We start from the raw sequence: 15,635 nt of genomic DNA on the forward strand, positions 1-15,635 counted from the left end.
CGTTGCTGCTTTTCAATGTAGTTTCCGCCTGTGTTTTTTATCCGAAGAAACAATTACTTGGATAGAGAAGGTATAAGAGAGACTTTTTGCAATTCTTCTTCGAAGTTGGGAGTGAAAATCCCTTTGCCCAGATTCTCTTTTATTTCTTCAACTGTCCAGAACCGTCCGCCATCCAGTTCGTCACTGGGATGAATTTCTCCGTCATAAACGGTCTTGTGGACAAAGACAAGCTCCTTTTCACATTCGGACTCGAATACATAGCTGGTAAGCCGTTCGGGAGTGAAATCTGTGATACCTAATTCTTCATTTGCTTCTCGACTGAGAGCGATATCTACGCTTTCACCCAAATCAATATGTCCGCCTACGGCTGTATCCCATTTTCCCGGTTGGATATCTTTCCATTCGGGACGCTTCTGTAGATACAAGTCTCCGTTGGCATTGAATATATGAAGGTGGACGACCGGGTGGAGCAACTTGCTGCCGCTATGACATTCTCCGCGTGTAGCGGTTCCGGTGATATTTCCCTGCTCATCTACGATAGGGAACATTTCTTGGTTATTATCGCTCTGTGCCATTGTTTTTGTATTCGGGGGATTATGGTATTAATAAAGAAGAGTCTCCATAACTAAGGAAACGGAAATCGTGGCTTAAGGCATAGTCGTAGATCGTCCGCCAATTGCCTTTTACAAAAGCGGAAACCAAAAGCAGCAGGGTACTTTGAGGCTGGTGGAAATTGGTGACCATCGCCTTTACGATTTTATAATCATATCCCGGTGCTATGATAATCTGAGTACTGGTGTGAAGTGTTTCCATGCCGTGGCGGTCGAGATACCCCAGTATTTTCTGCAGGGCAACTACCGGAGGTATCTGGTCGTACTTCTCGTAAGGTTGCCATTGTCTGACGTGTAGTTCCTCTTCCGTTGCGTCCGGATTCTCTGCGAGAGTGACTCCGATATGGTAAAGGCTTTCAAGTGTTCTCACAGAAGTTGTTCCTACGGCGACAGCACAACCGTCATGGTCGATCAGTTTCTTGATGGTACTCCGGTTGACTGATATGTATTCCGTATGCATCTCGTGACCTTCAATCTCTTCACTCTTTACAGGTTTGAAGGTTCCCGCACCTACGTGCAGGGTCAGTTCTTCAAGTTCGATTCCCTTCTCTTGCAGTGTATCCAATACCTGTGGAGTGAAATGTAGTCCGGCGGTAGGGGCGGCGACTGATCCTTTTATCTTCGAATAAACCGTCTGATAAGTTTCTTTATCACTCTCTTCCGTATTCCGATTCAAATAGGGTGGAATAGGAAGTTCTCCGAATACTTCAAGAATATCGGCAAAAGTAACTTCCGCATTATTCCAGGTGAAGTCTACCCAATGGCTGGTCCCTCTGCATTCTCCTCTCGTTGCGGTCAGAGTGATGGAAAATCCTTTCACTGTCATTTCCCGTTTCAGTTCCCCGTCTTTCCATTTCTTCAGATTGCCGATCATGCACAGCCATGCGGCGTGTTCCGTCTGCTGGAAGTTCAGTACATAATCATTGGGCTGAATCGGCTCAAGGCAGAACACTTCAATCAATGCACCTGTTTCTTTCCGAAAATGAAGACGGGCCTGGATGACTTTCGTGTTATTGAATATCATCAGGCTTCCTTTAGGCAAGTAATCAGGTAAAGAAGTAAAAATGTCTTCGTTCACTTCACCGTGGTGGTAGATCAGTAATTTGGACTGGTCGCGAACGGGCAACGGAAACTTGGCGATACGTTCATCCGGCAACGGATAGTTGTATTCACTGATTCGGATATGTTTCGGATCTTCTTTCATTACTATAGGGCTATTCTTGATAAATACGGGTTTATTGTTCCAAATGTGTTCCTCTAAAAAATAAATCAGCCACTTACTGTTTGTAAATGGCTGATTCTCAATGTCGGGGTGACTGGATTCGAACCAGCGACCACACGCCCCCCAGACGCGTACTCTAACCGGGCTGAGCTACACCCCGAATTGCGGATGCAAAAGTAGTGCTTTATTTTTAATTAGCAAATAAATTCTTTGAATTTTATTGTGCGGTGATTTTTTTTGTGCGGTTTTAAATCTTTTCTTATGTTTGGTAAAGGATAAATGAGGTATGGCAGGTTTAAAGTGTCGAGGTACGGATAAACAATTCACCAGTAGTTTTGTTTATGAATTAATGTAAATAACAGGTATATTATTTCTGTAGAATAATACCATAATTCCACTGATAGTGCTTTGGTATAAGGGGATGTTATACATTTGTAGAAAAGACTAGTTTAGATTAGAAAGGCGTTAAATGTTAGACATTAATAATACAGAGACATTAGAGATATATGTTTTGGGTGATGACTTTAAATTTTACCAGAATCTAAAATACCTTCCTCTGACTTCCTATCCTTCCAATATCCAATCTGCTTTGATTGTATATAGTTTGAGGGGAAAAGCGAAACTTACTGTACATGAGGACGTACATTGGATACAGCCGAAGGAACTGATAATACTGTTGCCCGGACAGTTTGTCTCATTTAGTGATCCTAGCGAAGATTTCTTGACTGTAACAATGGTCATATCATCTTCCTTGTTTAGCGATGCGTTAAGTGGAGCTCCCCGATTTTCTCCACATTTTTTCTTTTATATGCGAAACCATTATTGGTATTCGCAGACGGAATCTGATGTTCTTCGGATCTATAATTTTCTGGGGATGATAAAAGGAAAAGTTACATCTCAGGATATATATAGACGGGAACTGATAGTTCATCTGCTGCGATATCTGTATCTCGAGCTGTTCAACGCTTATCAGAAGGAAGCTACTTTGAAGACTGATAGGAAAGATATACGTAAGGAAGAGTTGGCTAATAAATTCTTCGAGCTTATCATGAAGCATTTTAAAGAGAATAAGGATGTGGCCTTTTATGCGGATAAACTCTGTATCACTTCCAAATATCTGACTATGGTTATCAAGGAGACGAGCGGAAAGTCTGCGAAAGACTGGATCGTTGAATACGTCATACTGGAAATAAAAACACTGTTGAAGAATACAAATATGAATATTCAGGAGATAGCCATTAGGACAAATTTTGCCAACCAGTCTTCGCTAGGACGTTTCTTCAGAAAACATACGGGAATGTCGCTTTCTCAGTATCGAATGTCTCACTTGGGCTAAGGGAATTAAATTCCCATACACTCACGGTAAAAGTCCAACATTTCAAAGATGGTATCCTTATCGGCAGTCTGGTTGATACAGATGTCTCCGATGTCTTTCAATAATGTGAAATTAATTGTTCCTGAAGTATTTTTTTTGTCATGTGTCATGAATGCGTATAGTTGTTCATATTTCTTGCAGTCGAAAGTGAATACTCCATAATTGTCTTTGATAAACCGGATTGTCTGTCTCATTTTCTCTTTCGGAAAACCGACTTTAGTATGGGACAGGTACAATTCACATACAATTCCCCAGGCGACTGCATAACCATGCAGTACCGGACGGTTTTCCGCCAATGCCATGCTTTCGAATGCGTGTCCTACCGTATGCCCCAGGTTTAATGCTTTACGAATGTTACGTTCGAAGGGATCCTGTTCCACTATTTCTTCTTTCACTTGCACCGACTTGCCAACCAGCCTTTTGAGAGCGGCATAGTCGATATTGATGGTATCGAAACTGAGTAACTCTGCCCAATGTTCTACGTTGCTGATCAAACCGTGTTTCAGCATTTCTGCATATCCGGAAAAGAAGTTATGCGCATCCAGTGTGCGCAGGAATTCTGTTTCGAGTAGCACACTGTTGGCCGGAAAAAATGAGCCGATCTCGTTCTTCAGTCCGTTGAAGTTGATTCCTGTTTTACCGCCGACAGACGCGTCCACCATAGCCAATAGGGTAGTGGGTATATTGATATAAGCAATACCACGTTTGAAAGTGGCTGCGGCAAAGCCACCCAAATCCGTAACCATCCCCCCTCCGAGATTGATAAGCAGAGAGTGGCGGGTAGCTCCTTGCGTGCTTAATGCCATCCAGACGGAGGCGAGTGTATCCAACGTCTTATGTACGTCTTCGGCTCCGATACATATTTCAACAGCCTCTTTCAGCAATGATGTTTCCTTTAGGGAAGGGAGACAGAGAGAGCGGGTATGCTCGTCTGTAAGAATGAATAATTTGTCGTGCGGACACTGTTCGATGGCACGGCGCAGGCTTGTTTCCAAGCTTTCACAGAGAATAACTTCTTGTTTACTCATGATTCTTTTGCTTTTCTGTCTGCAAATGTATATAAAATTATCTTTTTTGCTTACTTTTGTCTCGTTAAAACGTTCAATCATTCAATTATGAAAGCATTATTACCTGTCTATTGTCGTCCTTTGGGATATGTTGTCTTGTTGGTAGCTCTGTTCATTCCTTTTATTCTGGTGATGCAAGGGATGGTGACCGACAGAAATCTGTTGTTTTATAAAGAATGTACAAAGTTGCTGATGATGGCAGGATGTTTATTGATAATCTTTGCTTTTAGTAAGCATGAAAGTCGTGAAACGGTGCAGATTCGTAATTCGGCTGTTCGGAATGCGATCTTTCTGACGTTCCTGTTTGTCTTTGGAGGGATGTTATGGCGCGTTATGCAAGGAGATGTCATCAATGTTGATACTTCTTCTTTTCTTACTTTCCTAGTCTTTAATGTGCTTTGTCTGGAGTTTGGTCTGAAAAAAGCGCTCGTTGAGCGATTCTTTAAAAGATAATTATCTTCCCGATTAAACCTTTTACGATCTTATTTGTCAAAAGAGCATTGCTATTGCTACTAATATAATCGTAAATAAGGTAAATGAAAAGATTTTCAGTCGGGTTGGTGTTGCTATTGCTGAGCACCTTCTCTATTTTTGCACAAAATAAGGTGATTACTGTTTCGGGACGTGTTGTAGAGTCCGACTCGAAAGAGCCGGCGGCACAGGCTACAGTTCAATTGTTGTCATTGCCCGATAGCGCTTATGCTGCCGGTATTGCCAGTAATAATCAAGGTTGGTTTACTCTTCCCAAAGTGAAGGCCGGGAAATATCTTTTGAAGGTATCCTATATCGGTTTCCTCACAAAGTATGTACCTCTTCATCTTTATGCGAACATGACGGAAAAGCGTGTGGGGACGATAGCGCTGGAGTCTGACGCTGTTATGCTGAAGGAGGCGGTGATTACTGCCGAAGCTCCCCAAGTGACTGTGAAAGAAGATACATTGGAGTATAATTCCTCCGCTTACCGTACCCCTGAAGGAGCTATGCTCGAAGAATTGGTGAAAAAACTTCCCGGTGCGGAAATTGACGATGAGGGGAATGTCAAGATCAATGGTAAGGAAGTGAAGAAGATTATGGTGGATGGTAAGGAATTCTTTGGCGGTGATGTGAAAACCGGACTGAAGAACTTGCCGGTTAACATGATTGATAAACTGAAGACGTATGATAAGAAATCTGACTTGGCGCGTGTTACGGGAATTGACGATGGAGAAGAAGAAACGGTTCTCGACTTGAAGGTGAAGAAGGGAATGAACCAAGGCTGGTTTGGAAATGCGAGTGCGGCTGTCGGTACGGAAGACCGTTATGGGAGTAACTTGATGTTGAATCGTTTTGTTGATAACAGTCAGTTCTCCTTGATTGGTTCAGCTAATAATGTAAACGATCAGGGATTTTCCGGAGGTGGTGGACCCCGTTTCCGAAACAGTAATGGACTGACTGCAACCAAAATGTTAGGAGTCAACTTTGCTTCCCAGTCGGAGAAACTGGAATTAGGAGGTAGTGCCCGTTATAACTTTAGCGACCGTGATGCGCTTTCTACCAACTATTCGGAACGTTTCTTGCAGAATGGAAATTCTTACTCGAACTCAAATAGCAAGAATCGAAGTAAAAATACGAACTTCAAAGCTGACTTCCGTTTGGAATGGAAGCCTGATACACTGACCAATATAATCTTTCGTCCGAATTTTTCGTATGGAAAGTCTGACAGTCACTCTAAATCCGAGTCGGGAACTTTTAAGAGTGACCCATTCAATTTGGTATCCAATCCTAATGACTTTCTGGATAAAAGTATTTGGAATACGACGGATGATCCTTTGGATGATATCCGTGTGAATGCCAGCAATAGCGAGTCTTCGACTGAAAGTAATAGTCTGTCAGCTAATGCTTCTTTACAAGTGAACAGAAGATTGAATAATCAGGGAAGGAATATAACTTTTCGTGGCACATTTAGTTATGGAGATAATGATAGTGAACAGTTTAGCGAGTCGTTAACACGCTATTTTGATACGGCAGCGGGAAAATCGGATGATGAACGTAAGCAGTATATAACATCTCCGACCCAAAATTATGATTATACGGCAGAACTGACTTATAACGAACCGGTTGCAAAGGCTACTTTTTTGCAGTTCCGGTATAAGTTTCAATACAAATATAGCGAAAGTGACAGAAGTACGTATAGTCTGCTTTCCGATGCTGATAAAGGACAAAACTGGATTTGGAATTATGGTGATGGACTACCTGAAGGTTACGAAAGCAATAAGGATATGAGTCTGAGTAAATATGCTCAGTATAAATATTATAATCACGATATTAATGCGGGGTTGAACATAATCCGTGAGAAATATCGGTTGAACTTTGGAGTATCTTTGCAGCCACAAAACACAACGTTGACTTATAGAAAGGATGATGTGGATACGATTGTCAAAAGAAAGGTGTTCAATTTTGCGCCTAATATCGATTTCCGTTATCGTTTCTCTAAGGTGAGCCAATTGCGGTTTACTTATCGAGGGCGCGCTAGTCAGCCAAGTATGGAAAACCTCTTGGATATTGAAGATAACTCAAATCCGTTGAATGTTCGTAGAGGTAATCCGGGACTGAAACCTTCTTTTTCTCACTCTATGCGGTTGTTCTATAATACTTATAATGGAGACAAACAACGTGGAATGATGGCGCACGCCTTCCTTAATATGACTCAAAACAGCATTACCAATTCTACTACTTATAATCAGACAACCGGTGGGGTGACAGTAAAACCAGAGAATATTAATGGTAACTGGAATGCAATGGGTATGTTCGGATTTAATACGGCTCTGAAGGATAAACGTTTTACTATCAATTCGTTCTCTCTTGTTAACTATACTAATGCAGTGGCTTATCTTTATAACGAAAGTACACAGGTGAATGATAAGAACACGAGTACAACGTTGACTTTGGGTGAAAATCTGAATGGAACTTTCCGTAATGATTGGTTTGAGTTTACTATTAACGGTTCGATCAACTATAATTTCGAACGTAATGAGTTGCGTCCGGAGAACAATCAGGAGCCATATACATTCGGATATGGAGCAAGCACCAATATTTCTTTGCCTTGGAGTATGACATTGTCTACAAACATAACCAACAATGCACGTCGTGGCTATCGTGATGCCAGCATGAATAAGAATGAGCTTATCTGGAATGCGCAGATTGCCCAGAACTTCCTAAAAGGTAATGCCGCGACAATCAGTTTAGAGATATACGATATTCTGAGACAGCAGTCCAATATCAGTCGTTCGTTGACGGCCGATATGCGTTCCGTTTCCGAGTATAATGGAATAAACAGCTACTGTATGCTTCGTTTTTCTTATCGTCTGAACGTCTTTGGAAATAAAGGAGCTCGTGGCAATATGCGTCAAGGCGGATTTGACGGAGGTGGTCATCGTGGACCGCGTGGACCACACGGCGGTGGACCGGGACGGATGATGCGTTTTTGAGGATAAGTGAATACAGATAAAAAGGAAGTCCCGGTGTAATGAACGAGAGTTGTTACCGGGACTTTTTTGTTTATCCGATAAATTACTCTATATTTGTTGCTTAGTATCCGCTTTTAGAAGAGATTCTTATGATAGACTGGAATTACATACTTGGTCAGATTGCAACGGTGGCTTTTGATATTCTCTATTTCGGGGCTATCATCGGTACGATTGTCATCATTATCCTTGACAACCGGAATCCGGTTAAGACTATGGCTTGGATACTGATCTTGCTTTTTCTGCCCATTGTAGGTCTTGTCTTTTATTTTTTCTTTGGGCGCAGCCAGCGTCGCGAACGGATTATCGGGAGGAAGAGTTATGACCGTCTTCTCAAGAAGCCGATGGCGGAATACTTGGCGCAAGATTGCTCGGAAGTGCAATACGAATATTCCCGTCTTATCCGACTATTCCAGCATACCAACCAAGCCTTTCCGTTCGAAGGAAACCGGGTAGCCGTCTATACGGAAGGTTATACCAAACTTCAGTCTTTACTGCGTGAATTGCAAAAAGCGAAGCAGCATATTCACATGGAATATTATATATTTGAGGATGACGCTATCGGGCGTATGGTCAGAGATGTATTGATAGAGAAAGCCATGCAGGGAGTTGAGGTACGGGTGATTTATGATGACGTAGGTTGCTGGCATGTTCCCAACCGCTTTTTTGAGGAGATGCGTAATGCGGGTATTGAGGTGAGGAGCTTCTTGAAAGTCCGCTTTCCCTTATTCACAAGTAGGGTGAATTATCGGAATCATAGGAAAATTGTTGTTATCGACGGGCAGGTAGGCTTTGTAGGAGGAATGAATCTGGCGGAACGTTATATGCGCGGTTTCTCTTGGGGAATCTGGCGAGACACGCACATCATGATAGAAGGCAAGGCGGTACACGGTTTGCAGACGGCTTTTCTGCTTGATTGGTATTTCGTAGACCGTACTCTGATAACCGCTTCCCGTTATTTCCCGAAAATAGACTCTTATGGAAATTCACTGGTACAGATCGTTACCAGCGAACCTATCGGTCCTTGGAAAGAAATCATGCAGGGATTGACCGTAGCGATAACCGGTGCAAAGAAATACTTCTATATGCAAACACCTTATTTCTTGCCGACCGAACAAATATTGGCTGCTATGCAGACGGCGGCATTATCCGGAGTGGACGTACGTTTGATGTTGCCGGAACATGCCGATAATAGAATCACCCATCTTGGTTCCTGCTCCTACCTGGCTGATGTGATGCAAGCAGGTGTGAAGGTTTATTTCTATAAAAAAGGCTTCCTGCATTCCAAACTTATGGTTTCGGATGATATGCTTTCTACAGTAGGCTCCACCAATGTGGACTTTCGCAGCTTTGAGCATAATTTTGAGGTGAATGCCTTTATATACGATGTGAACACAGCACTTGAGATGAAGGAGATATTCCTGCAAGACCAACGGGAAAGCACGCAGATATTCTTAAAGAATTGGGTGAAGCGTTCGTGGAGACAAAAAGCGGTAGAGTCTATTGTCCGTTTGTTGGCTCCATTGCTGTAGCCCGAAAGATAGAGAAGTTCACGCTTCCATATACTCTCCTTTCTACAAAATACGGATTTTCCTCAAAATTATTGTCCTTTCCGTGCTCCAATACTAATAAGCCTCCCTCTTTGAGTAAATTGTTTTGGAAGATAAGTTCGGGGATTGTCTCCAGTTCCTTTAAAGCGTAAGGGGGATCGGCAAAGATGAAATCGAACTGCTCGCGGCTGCTCTTGATGAATTTGAATACATCCCCGCGTATCGGCAGGCATTTGTCTGTCTTCACCTCTTTCATTATTTGGGAGATGAACGCGTGATGAGCAGGTTCTTTCTCAATGCTGATTACACGGTCGCAGCCTCTCGATACAAGTTCGATACTTATGCTTCCGGTTCCGGCAAACAAGTCCAATGCACTGACTCCTTCTTCAAAGTCGATATAATTATTGAGTACATTAAACAGATTCTCTTTGGCAAAATCTGTTGTGGGACGTGCTTTGAATGTTCGTGGCACATCGAATCTTCTTCGTTTGTAAATTCCGCTGATTACTCGCATAAGATCATAACCTTTTATAATGTATTGAATATCACTAATGAAAAGCCAGTCTCCCCTGCTTGGAAGTAACAGTATAGTAACGACATTGATGAATCAGACTGTTTTGGTAGACTTTTCATGGTCAAAGATACAGATTCTTTTTGATATAGCAATATATATTGATTGGCGCTTACTTGTTACATTGAACACATTTGCTTACTTTCGCAGAAAAGATATTCCCCAATAGAATACAGCCCAAGTCTGACAGTATATCAATCGCCTGCCTCAATTGTGCTAAAAGAATAACACCAAAGTAGAATAAGATGGAACAACTCGAAGTAATACAGATCGTTTTCCTATTGATTTTATGTTTCAGTTGACAGATGAAAAAACGGAAATCAAAGACGGCCATACAAATAAACATGGGCATTATGCGTGCTTTTGTTGCTGTTCGTCAGTTACTGTTAAGTCCTCTTATCAATCCGGTACATGAACTACAGCGTGAAGTCAAGGAACTGAAAGAGTATATCGAAGAAGTGTTCGCAGACTACAACGACATCAATGACGACACTCGTATGCAATTGGAATTGATAAATCAGACATTAGCCGAATTGCAGGTGCAAAAAGCATTGGCAGACAAGCCGCGTAATCCTATTGGCTTCATTGCCCCTAAAAAGAAATAAAAAACAGACTGCCTTATCGTCTCTCCGTTAACCACCGGTTATTCGCATGTCAATAAGGCCTGCATATCAATATTAGTGGCAGGATTCATGATAAATACCTGTAATATAAACTTTTTCAGTTCACTCATCAGAGTTTCTTTATCCGGAAGCGTCCCGGTCAGATGCAGTTCGTCCCTTTCCTGATTGAACTCCAATTGTTTCCAGACATACAACAGATAATAAATGCGGTCCTCCGTATGCGTGCATTCAAAAGAATTGGTTAAAAGCAGATGTCCCCGTTCAAAACAATAAATGTCAATTGCTTCCCGACGTATGGAAACGTACATCTTTTTACTGTTTCCCAGCCTGCTCTTGACGGAGAAATAATCGATGAGCGGGGTAGATTGAGAATAGAAATGAGCTTCGGGGTATTGTTCGCTCAGAAAGGTATGTGCACTCTTGTCCATACCGAAAATGATAGCTACATTATTCTTTTTGAGAATATTGCAGATCACCGTCTCGTTTTCCCGTTTCTGATGATTGTGGTAAAATAGAAGTTCCGCCTGTTCCTCTTCAAACAACTCCAGTGGCACGATAGTAAAACGCTTATCAGCCATCATGATGTTAACTCGCTTGTAGGAGTGGTTTAGAAAGTCCGATTCACGGAAAGTAGCTTTCAGATTAGCAGTAAGAGACAGGGAAGTATCCGTCTCTTTCTCTATCGTCGACAGCGAATTATCGTGAATCGGGTTATAGATAGAAAAAGAAAATCCATCCGTACTAAGACGGATGGATAAAGTATATTGTTGTGATTTAGTAAAATCAATCATTATTCCCAGTTACCGGCACCATTGTTCGGAGTATCGATAGAACCTACCATCAAACCGCAGTATCTACCCAATTTGCTCTGAACATCTTTTAAGTTAATGATTTCCTGTTTGTCAAGACCACCTAGATAAGTTTCGTACGGAGCTTTTACTTCGAACAAGAATACAGGAGCACCGGATTTAGCGGTATCATTCCTAACATTCATTTCGAACTGAGCACCGTTTCCGTAAGGAATATATCTCATAGAGTCAGGATTGAATCCTTTAGGGAAGATAGTATCCATAACGGCTACCCACATAGTATCACGTTTGAAACCTTCGAGTCCCCATTTCTTGACTTCGTCATATTTGCCTGTCTTCTTGGCTTTGTTGATGATAGCCATTGCCTTCTTTTCAGTCAGTCCGTCTTCCAACTGCTTGTCTGTCAACATACCCATTTTCATTACGAACGGTAGTTTTTGATTTTTAACGAAGTCAATCAGCGTATCAAATTTGTCTGTATACATTCCGTGATTAAGCGTGCGGTATTCCTGCTGCGCTTTACGGATGTCAATCAAACGGGCAATGACTGCTTTTTCTCTGTCTTTTTTTGCGTTTTCAAAATTGATAGGACCCATGATACTGGCGTAGCAGATGTAAACCAATGCGGCAGCACAGAGCACCAATACAATATTAAATACTGTTTTCATGATAAATTATGTTTTTAGTTGTTATATTCGCATCGCAAAAATAGAATAAATATATTTAAATACGATAGTTCCTCGAACTTTTTTCTCGTACAAAAATGATAAATAACTATTTAGAAAGGCAAATTAAGGAAAATTTTCCTTACCAACCAACTTTAGAGCAAGAAATTGCTGTAAAATCTCTTTCAGAGTTCCTGTTATCTACTCTGGCGGATGAAGTTTTTATCTTGAGAGGTTACGCCGGTACCGGTAAGACATCTCTGGTCGGAGCATTGGTGAAAACGATGGATCAGTTGCAGCAAAAGTCTGTATTGTTGGCTCCTACGGGACGTGCTGCAAAAGTTTTTTCGGCGTATGCAGGCCATCCCGCTTTCACCATTCATAAGAAGATATACCGGCAACGGTCCTATTCCAACGAGCTTACTAATTTCTCCATAAATGACAATCTTGCTACAAACACCTTGTTTATTGTGGACGAAGCCTCCATGATTTCCAACGAAGGTCTGTCCGGCAGCGTGTTCGGTACAGGACGTTTGCTGGACGACTTGATACAATTTGTCTATTCGGGGCAGGGTTGCCGCCTTTTGCTGATGGGAGATACGGCACAGTTGCCTCCGGTAGGAGAGGAATTGAGTCCGGCGCTTTTTACCGATGCATTGAAAGGGTACGGGCTTGAAGTGCGTGAGATTGATTTAACTCAGGTGGTCCGTCAGGTACAAGAGTCCGGTATTTTGTGGAATGCTACCCGATTGAGGCAGTTGATTGTGGAAGACGAATGTTACTCTTTACCTAAAATACGAGTGAACGGTTGCCCGGATATAAAAGTAGTTTTGGGCACGGAACTGATAGAGGAGCTAACTAACTGCTATGACCATGACGGGATGGATGAGACAATCGTTGTTTGTCGTTCCAATAAACGCGCTAACCTATATAATAATGGGATACGTGCGCAAATCTTATGGCGTGAAGATGAATTGAATACGGGCGACATGTTGATGGTTGCCAAGAATAACTATTATTGGACAGAACAGTATAAGGAAATGGATTTTATAGCTAATGGTGAAATTGCCGTTGTCCGTCGTGTCCGTCGCACCCGTGAAATGTATGGATTCCGTTTTGCAGAGGTCACCCTGAGATTTCCTGACCAGAATGATTTTGAACTGGATGCTAATCTATTATTAGATACTTTGCATTCAGATTCACCAGCATTGCCGAAAGCGGATAATGACCGTTTGTTTTATACTGTGCTTGAGGACTATGCCGATATAGCCAATAAACGTGACCGGATGAAAAAGATGAAAGCCGATCCGCACTATAATGCCTTGCAAGTGAAGTATGCATATGCGGTGACTTGTCATAAAGCACAGGGCGGACAGTGGCAGAATGTGTTTTTGGATCAGGGATATATGACGGACGAGTGTTTGACTCCTGATTATTTCCGTTGGTTATATACAGCGTTCACGCGTGCGACGAAGACTCTGTATTTAGTGAATTATCCGAAGGAGCAGGTGGAATAGGTAATTTGAATAATAAACATGAAATTTAGTTGATGCTATACTTTCTTTGTTGTATTTGTATCACAAGATGGAGATGATTTCTCTTAAAGAAATGAAATGCACCCCAAAAGTTTTTTATCTAACTTTGGGGATGCATTTCATTACATGATTACTTCTTGATTAAATTATAGTTTAATCCGGTTGGATGTGCTTGTTGAAAGATTGTATGCGTATATAACCAAGTCTTTCCATCATCATTGGAACAGAATGGAATACATGTATAGCCTATATTAGGCTGAAATGGAAATGGTTTAAGAGTAATTGAACCGTCATTGTTTGTGAACATTTTGAATTCTCCATTACTTTCTGCTATTTTCCATGAGTTTACTGTGCTTCCCGGAGTAGCCCAATGCATTTTCCACATTAGCGGTTCTTCTGTGTCCGGATTATGAAGCATCTGGGGAATAGGAATTCTGATAGATATATTTTCTGCTATATATTCTGCAGTCAGTGGGTATTTTTCTAATAATTCACTGTAAGGAGCCCAACCATACACATAATAAGATTTATCTTTAATATTTTCTTCTATTCTTATTGTGAACTTCATCCCTGGACCTCGTTGATTCCAATTTCGTCCTGTCCAAGTAAATGACTGTACCGTTTGTATTTCCCATGTACCTAAATAGTAGTTATAATCTTTAATTGCGGTACTAGGTGAAGGAATGAAGTCTGTTCTTCCATATTCTTGTTTTGTCCAAACAATATTTTCTGAATATAATGCTTGTCCTATTTGATTGAATTTATCAATATAATTATTGCCTGCTTCTAGATTATACGTTGCGAAATATCCGTATCCTTCATCTTTTATTCGGGATAGATAAGCCGGATTAGGATTAAGTAGTGATATTTTGCTGAGATCTAATGCATAAGGACATTGTTTTACAATATTAATGTGGTTTAGTGTATTCCATAAATTATAATTCCCAAAAACAGTATAATCTAACAAATCATTTACATCCTTACCTTCAATGTCTCCTAATGGATAATTGATAGAAGGCTCACCATTTTCCTGTTTACACCAATATACCCCAATTTGTTTATCAGGCATTATTTGTCGGCACTCGTAAATCAGGCGGCTGTATTGCTCTTGTGATGGAACTACCAATCCGGGATGCCCTCCCACTTGTTCATAGTTTGACCATTCATCATCAAAGCTTATACCGTCAAATCCATAAATGTCCACATATGATTTTAGTTCTTTGGCAAAATCTTTAGCAGCTTCATCCCCTAAACTTCTCATGCCCGCCGGTGTATGGTCGCCTAAAATGGTTAAATGGACTTTTATTCCTTTTTGCTGTAACGGACGAATTAGCTTATCAGCATTCTCTAAAACGAAAGTTACTTGCGGATTGCAATGTACGTATGGCTTTCCCTCTTCATTTAAACGAATATTGGCGGCAAAAACATTGACTATATCGAAGAATGGTTTCTTACTGTTTTCCATGGTATATTCACCTGCATTCAATATATTTTCATTATTTACCTCTATGTAACAGATTGTTTTGACTCTTCCTTTTTCCGTATCAGGTAGAGTCGCTTGTGGAGTTACAAGATAAATATAAGATTCGTTATTGCTCGAAGTTTCAATTCCGTCAGAAGCAGTAGCTGATACTGCTACCGCATACGTTGTACCGATTGTACCTCCGGGTTGAATATCCAACTCTACAGAAGAGGATTTGCGCTTTCCGGCGGGAATGGTTGTTATTCCTTCATTTTCCAATGAAAGTTTATCTGTCGGATACATTGGATAGTTGGTGCCATTTACTTGATTGTAAGTATTTAGCGCTGACTCATCAACTTTAAATGTTACTGTGATGTCTTTATTGGTGGCTTTGTTCAGTTCAAAGTATAAATGTCCTGTACCATGCTTGTCACCATTAATGGCTATGGCAGTGAGAGCTTTTGCTCCGGCGGCTGATTTTACGTAGCCAAAATTGCCTTCTATATTACCAAATGAGTTATTTTCAGATGATATAGTAATGTCATCTTCGCAGGCGGTAAATACGTTACTTGTACAGGCAAGTAGCGCAATCCAAAAAGATGATTTGATAAATCTTGTATATTTCATGACTTAATTCTAATT

At 41.1% G+C, this 15,635-nt stretch carries 12 protein-coding genes, 1 tRNA gene and 1 pseudogene; 6 read left to right on the forward strand and 8 right to left on the reverse strand.

All coding sequences use genetic code 11. The features are described 5' to 3' along the window. Positions 1–53: 53 nt before the first annotated feature. The 3 genes from H8S63_RS13925 to H8S63_RS13935 form a co-directional block, all read right to left on the reverse strand. Positions 54–575: an NUDIX domain-containing protein gene (locus H8S63_RS13925; protein ID WP_186927141.1), complete on the reverse strand. Its 522-nt coding sequence runs from the start codon at positions 573–575 to the stop codon at positions 54–56. A gap of 19 nt (positions 576–594) precedes the next feature. Then, entirely contained in the window at positions 595–1,815 is a 1,221-nt protein-coding gene (locus H8S63_RS13930; RefSeq protein WP_186927142.1) for an S-adenosylmethionine:tRNA ribosyltransferase-isomerase, read from the reverse strand. Between the two features lie 103 nt (positions 1,816–1,918). Next, positions 1,919–1,993, reverse strand: a tRNA-Pro gene (locus H8S63_RS13935). A gap of 309 nt (positions 1,994–2,302) precedes the next feature. Here H8S63_RS13935 and H8S63_RS13940 point away from each other — a divergent pair. After that, entirely contained in the window at positions 2,303–3,169 is an 867-nt protein-coding gene (locus H8S63_RS13940; protein ID WP_007749259.1) for an AraC family transcriptional regulator, read from the forward strand. Between the two features lie 5 nt (positions 3,170–3,174). Here the strand turns inward: H8S63_RS13940 and aroB are convergent, their stop codons facing one another. After that, positions 3,175–4,236 (reverse strand): 3-dehydroquinate synthase, encoded by a 1,062-nt coding sequence (gene aroB / locus H8S63_RS13945; RefSeq protein ID WP_186927143.1) that lies wholly within the window; start codon positions 4,234–4,236, stop codon positions 3,175–3,177. A gap of 87 nt (positions 4,237–4,323) precedes the next feature. Between aroB and H8S63_RS13950 the strand changes: the two genes are divergently transcribed. The 3 genes from H8S63_RS13950 (at position 4,324) to cls (ending at position 9,310) form a co-directional block, all read left to right on the forward strand. Beyond that, the gene (locus H8S63_RS13950) at positions 4,324–4,728 is read left to right on the forward strand and encodes a hypothetical protein (RefSeq protein WP_007749253.1); all 405 of its coding nucleotides are present in this window, start codon (positions 4,324–4,326) and stop codon (positions 4,726–4,728) included. An 83-nt stretch (positions 4,729–4,811) separates the two neighbouring features. Further along, positions 4,812–7,742 carry a TonB-dependent receptor gene (locus H8S63_RS13955; RefSeq protein WP_186927144.1) on the forward strand — a complete coding sequence of 977 codons (2,931 nt, stop codon included), beginning with the start codon at positions 4,812–4,814 and terminating at the stop codon, positions 7,740–7,742. Between the two features lie 128 nt (positions 7,743–7,870). After that, a complete protein-coding gene (gene cls / locus H8S63_RS13960) occupies positions 7,871–9,310 on the forward strand; it encodes a cardiolipin synthase (protein WP_055278640.1) in 1,440 nt (479 codons plus the stop codon). Here cls and H8S63_RS13965 read toward each other — a convergent pair. Further along, positions 9,279–9,842 (reverse strand): RsmD family RNA methyltransferase, encoded by a 564-nt coding sequence (locus H8S63_RS13965; protein WP_186927145.1) that lies wholly within the window; start codon positions 9,840–9,842, stop codon positions 9,279–9,281. The two genes, cls and H8S63_RS13965, sit on opposite strands and share 32 nt — an antisense overlap. A 377-nt stretch (positions 9,843–10,219) precedes the next feature. On the opposite strand from H8S63_RS13965, the pseudogene H8S63_RS13970 reads away from it, so the two are divergent. Then, positions 10,220–10,504, forward strand: a pseudogene (locus H8S63_RS13970) (ORF6N domain-containing protein); the annotation flags it as partial. 38 nt (positions 10,505–10,542) lie between these two features. Here H8S63_RS13970 and H8S63_RS13975 read toward each other — a convergent pair. Both H8S63_RS13975 and H8S63_RS13980 read right to left on the reverse strand, forming a co-directional pair. After that, positions 10,543–11,313 (reverse strand): DUF3822 family protein, encoded by a 771-nt coding sequence (locus H8S63_RS13975; protein ID WP_186927146.1) that lies wholly within the window; start codon positions 11,311–11,313, stop codon positions 10,543–10,545. Then, complete coding sequence (locus tag H8S63_RS13980) at positions 11,313–11,999, reverse strand: hypothetical protein (protein ID WP_007749233.1); 687 nt, start codon at positions 11,997–11,999, stop codon at positions 11,313–11,315. The genes H8S63_RS13975 and H8S63_RS13980 overlap by 1 nt, the downstream gene beginning before the upstream one ends. 95 nt (positions 12,000–12,094) lie before the next feature. Here H8S63_RS13980 and H8S63_RS13985 point away from each other — a divergent pair, with 95 nt between their 5' ends. Continuing rightward, entirely contained in the window at positions 12,095–13,513 is a 1,419-nt protein-coding gene (locus H8S63_RS13985) for an ATP-dependent RecD-like DNA helicase (protein WP_186927147.1), read from the forward strand. Positions 13,514–13,661: 148 nt separating this feature from the next. Here H8S63_RS13985 and H8S63_RS13990 read toward each other — a convergent pair whose 3' ends face one another. Further along, positions 13,662–15,620, reverse strand: coding sequence for a BT_3987 domain-containing protein (locus tag H8S63_RS13990; RefSeq protein WP_186927148.1), 1,959 nt, complete (start codon positions 15,618–15,620; stop codon positions 13,662–13,664). Between the last annotated feature and the right edge of the window lie 15 nt (positions 15,621–15,635).

The sequence above is a fragment of the Bacteroides sp. NSJ-39 genome, assembly GCF_014287315.1.
Classification (GTDB): domain Bacteria; phylum Bacteroidota; class Bacteroidia; order Bacteroidales; family Bacteroidaceae; genus Bacteroides; species Bacteroides finegoldii.

Coding starts and splice junctions, on each gene's coding strand:
- H8S63_RS13930 (WP_186927142.1), bottom strand. CDS start 1,815: ATGAAAGAAGATCCGAAACATATCCGAATCAGTGAATACAACTATCCG.
- cls (WP_055278640.1), top strand. CDS start 7,871: ATGATAGACTGGAATTACATACTTGGTCAGATTGCAACGGTGGCTTTT.
- H8S63_RS13950 (WP_007749253.1), top strand. CDS start 4,324: ATGAAAGCATTATTACCTGTCTATTGTCGTCCTTTGGGATATGTTGTC.
- H8S63_RS13990 (WP_186927148.1), bottom strand. CDS start 15,620: ATGAAATATACAAGATTTATCAAATCATCTTTTTGGATTGCGCTACTT.
- H8S63_RS13940 (WP_007749259.1), top strand. CDS start 2,303: ATGTTAGACATTAATAATACAGAGACATTAGAGATATATGTTTTGGGT.
- H8S63_RS13965 (WP_186927145.1), bottom strand. CDS start 9,842: ATGCGAGTAATCAGCGGAATTTACAAACGAAGAAGATTCGATGTGCCA.
- H8S63_RS13975 (WP_186927146.1), bottom strand. CDS start 11,313: ATGATTGATTTTACTAAATCACAACAATATACTTTATCCATCCGTCTT.
- aroB (WP_186927143.1), bottom strand. CDS start 4,236: ATGAGTAAACAAGAAGTTATTCTCTGTGAAAGCTTGGAAACAAGCCTG.
- H8S63_RS13980 (WP_007749233.1), bottom strand. CDS start 11,999: ATGAAAACAGTATTTAATATTGTATTGGTGCTCTGTGCTGCCGCATTG.
- H8S63_RS13925 (WP_186927141.1), bottom strand. CDS start 575: ATGGCACAGAGCGATAATAACCAAGAAATGTTCCCTATCGTAGATGAG.
- H8S63_RS13985 (WP_186927147.1), top strand. CDS start 12,095: ATGATAAATAACTATTTAGAAAGGCAAATTAAGGAAAATTTTCCTTAC.
- H8S63_RS13955 (WP_186927144.1), top strand. CDS start 4,812: ATGAAAAGATTTTCAGTCGGGTTGGTGTTGCTATTGCTGAGCACCTTC.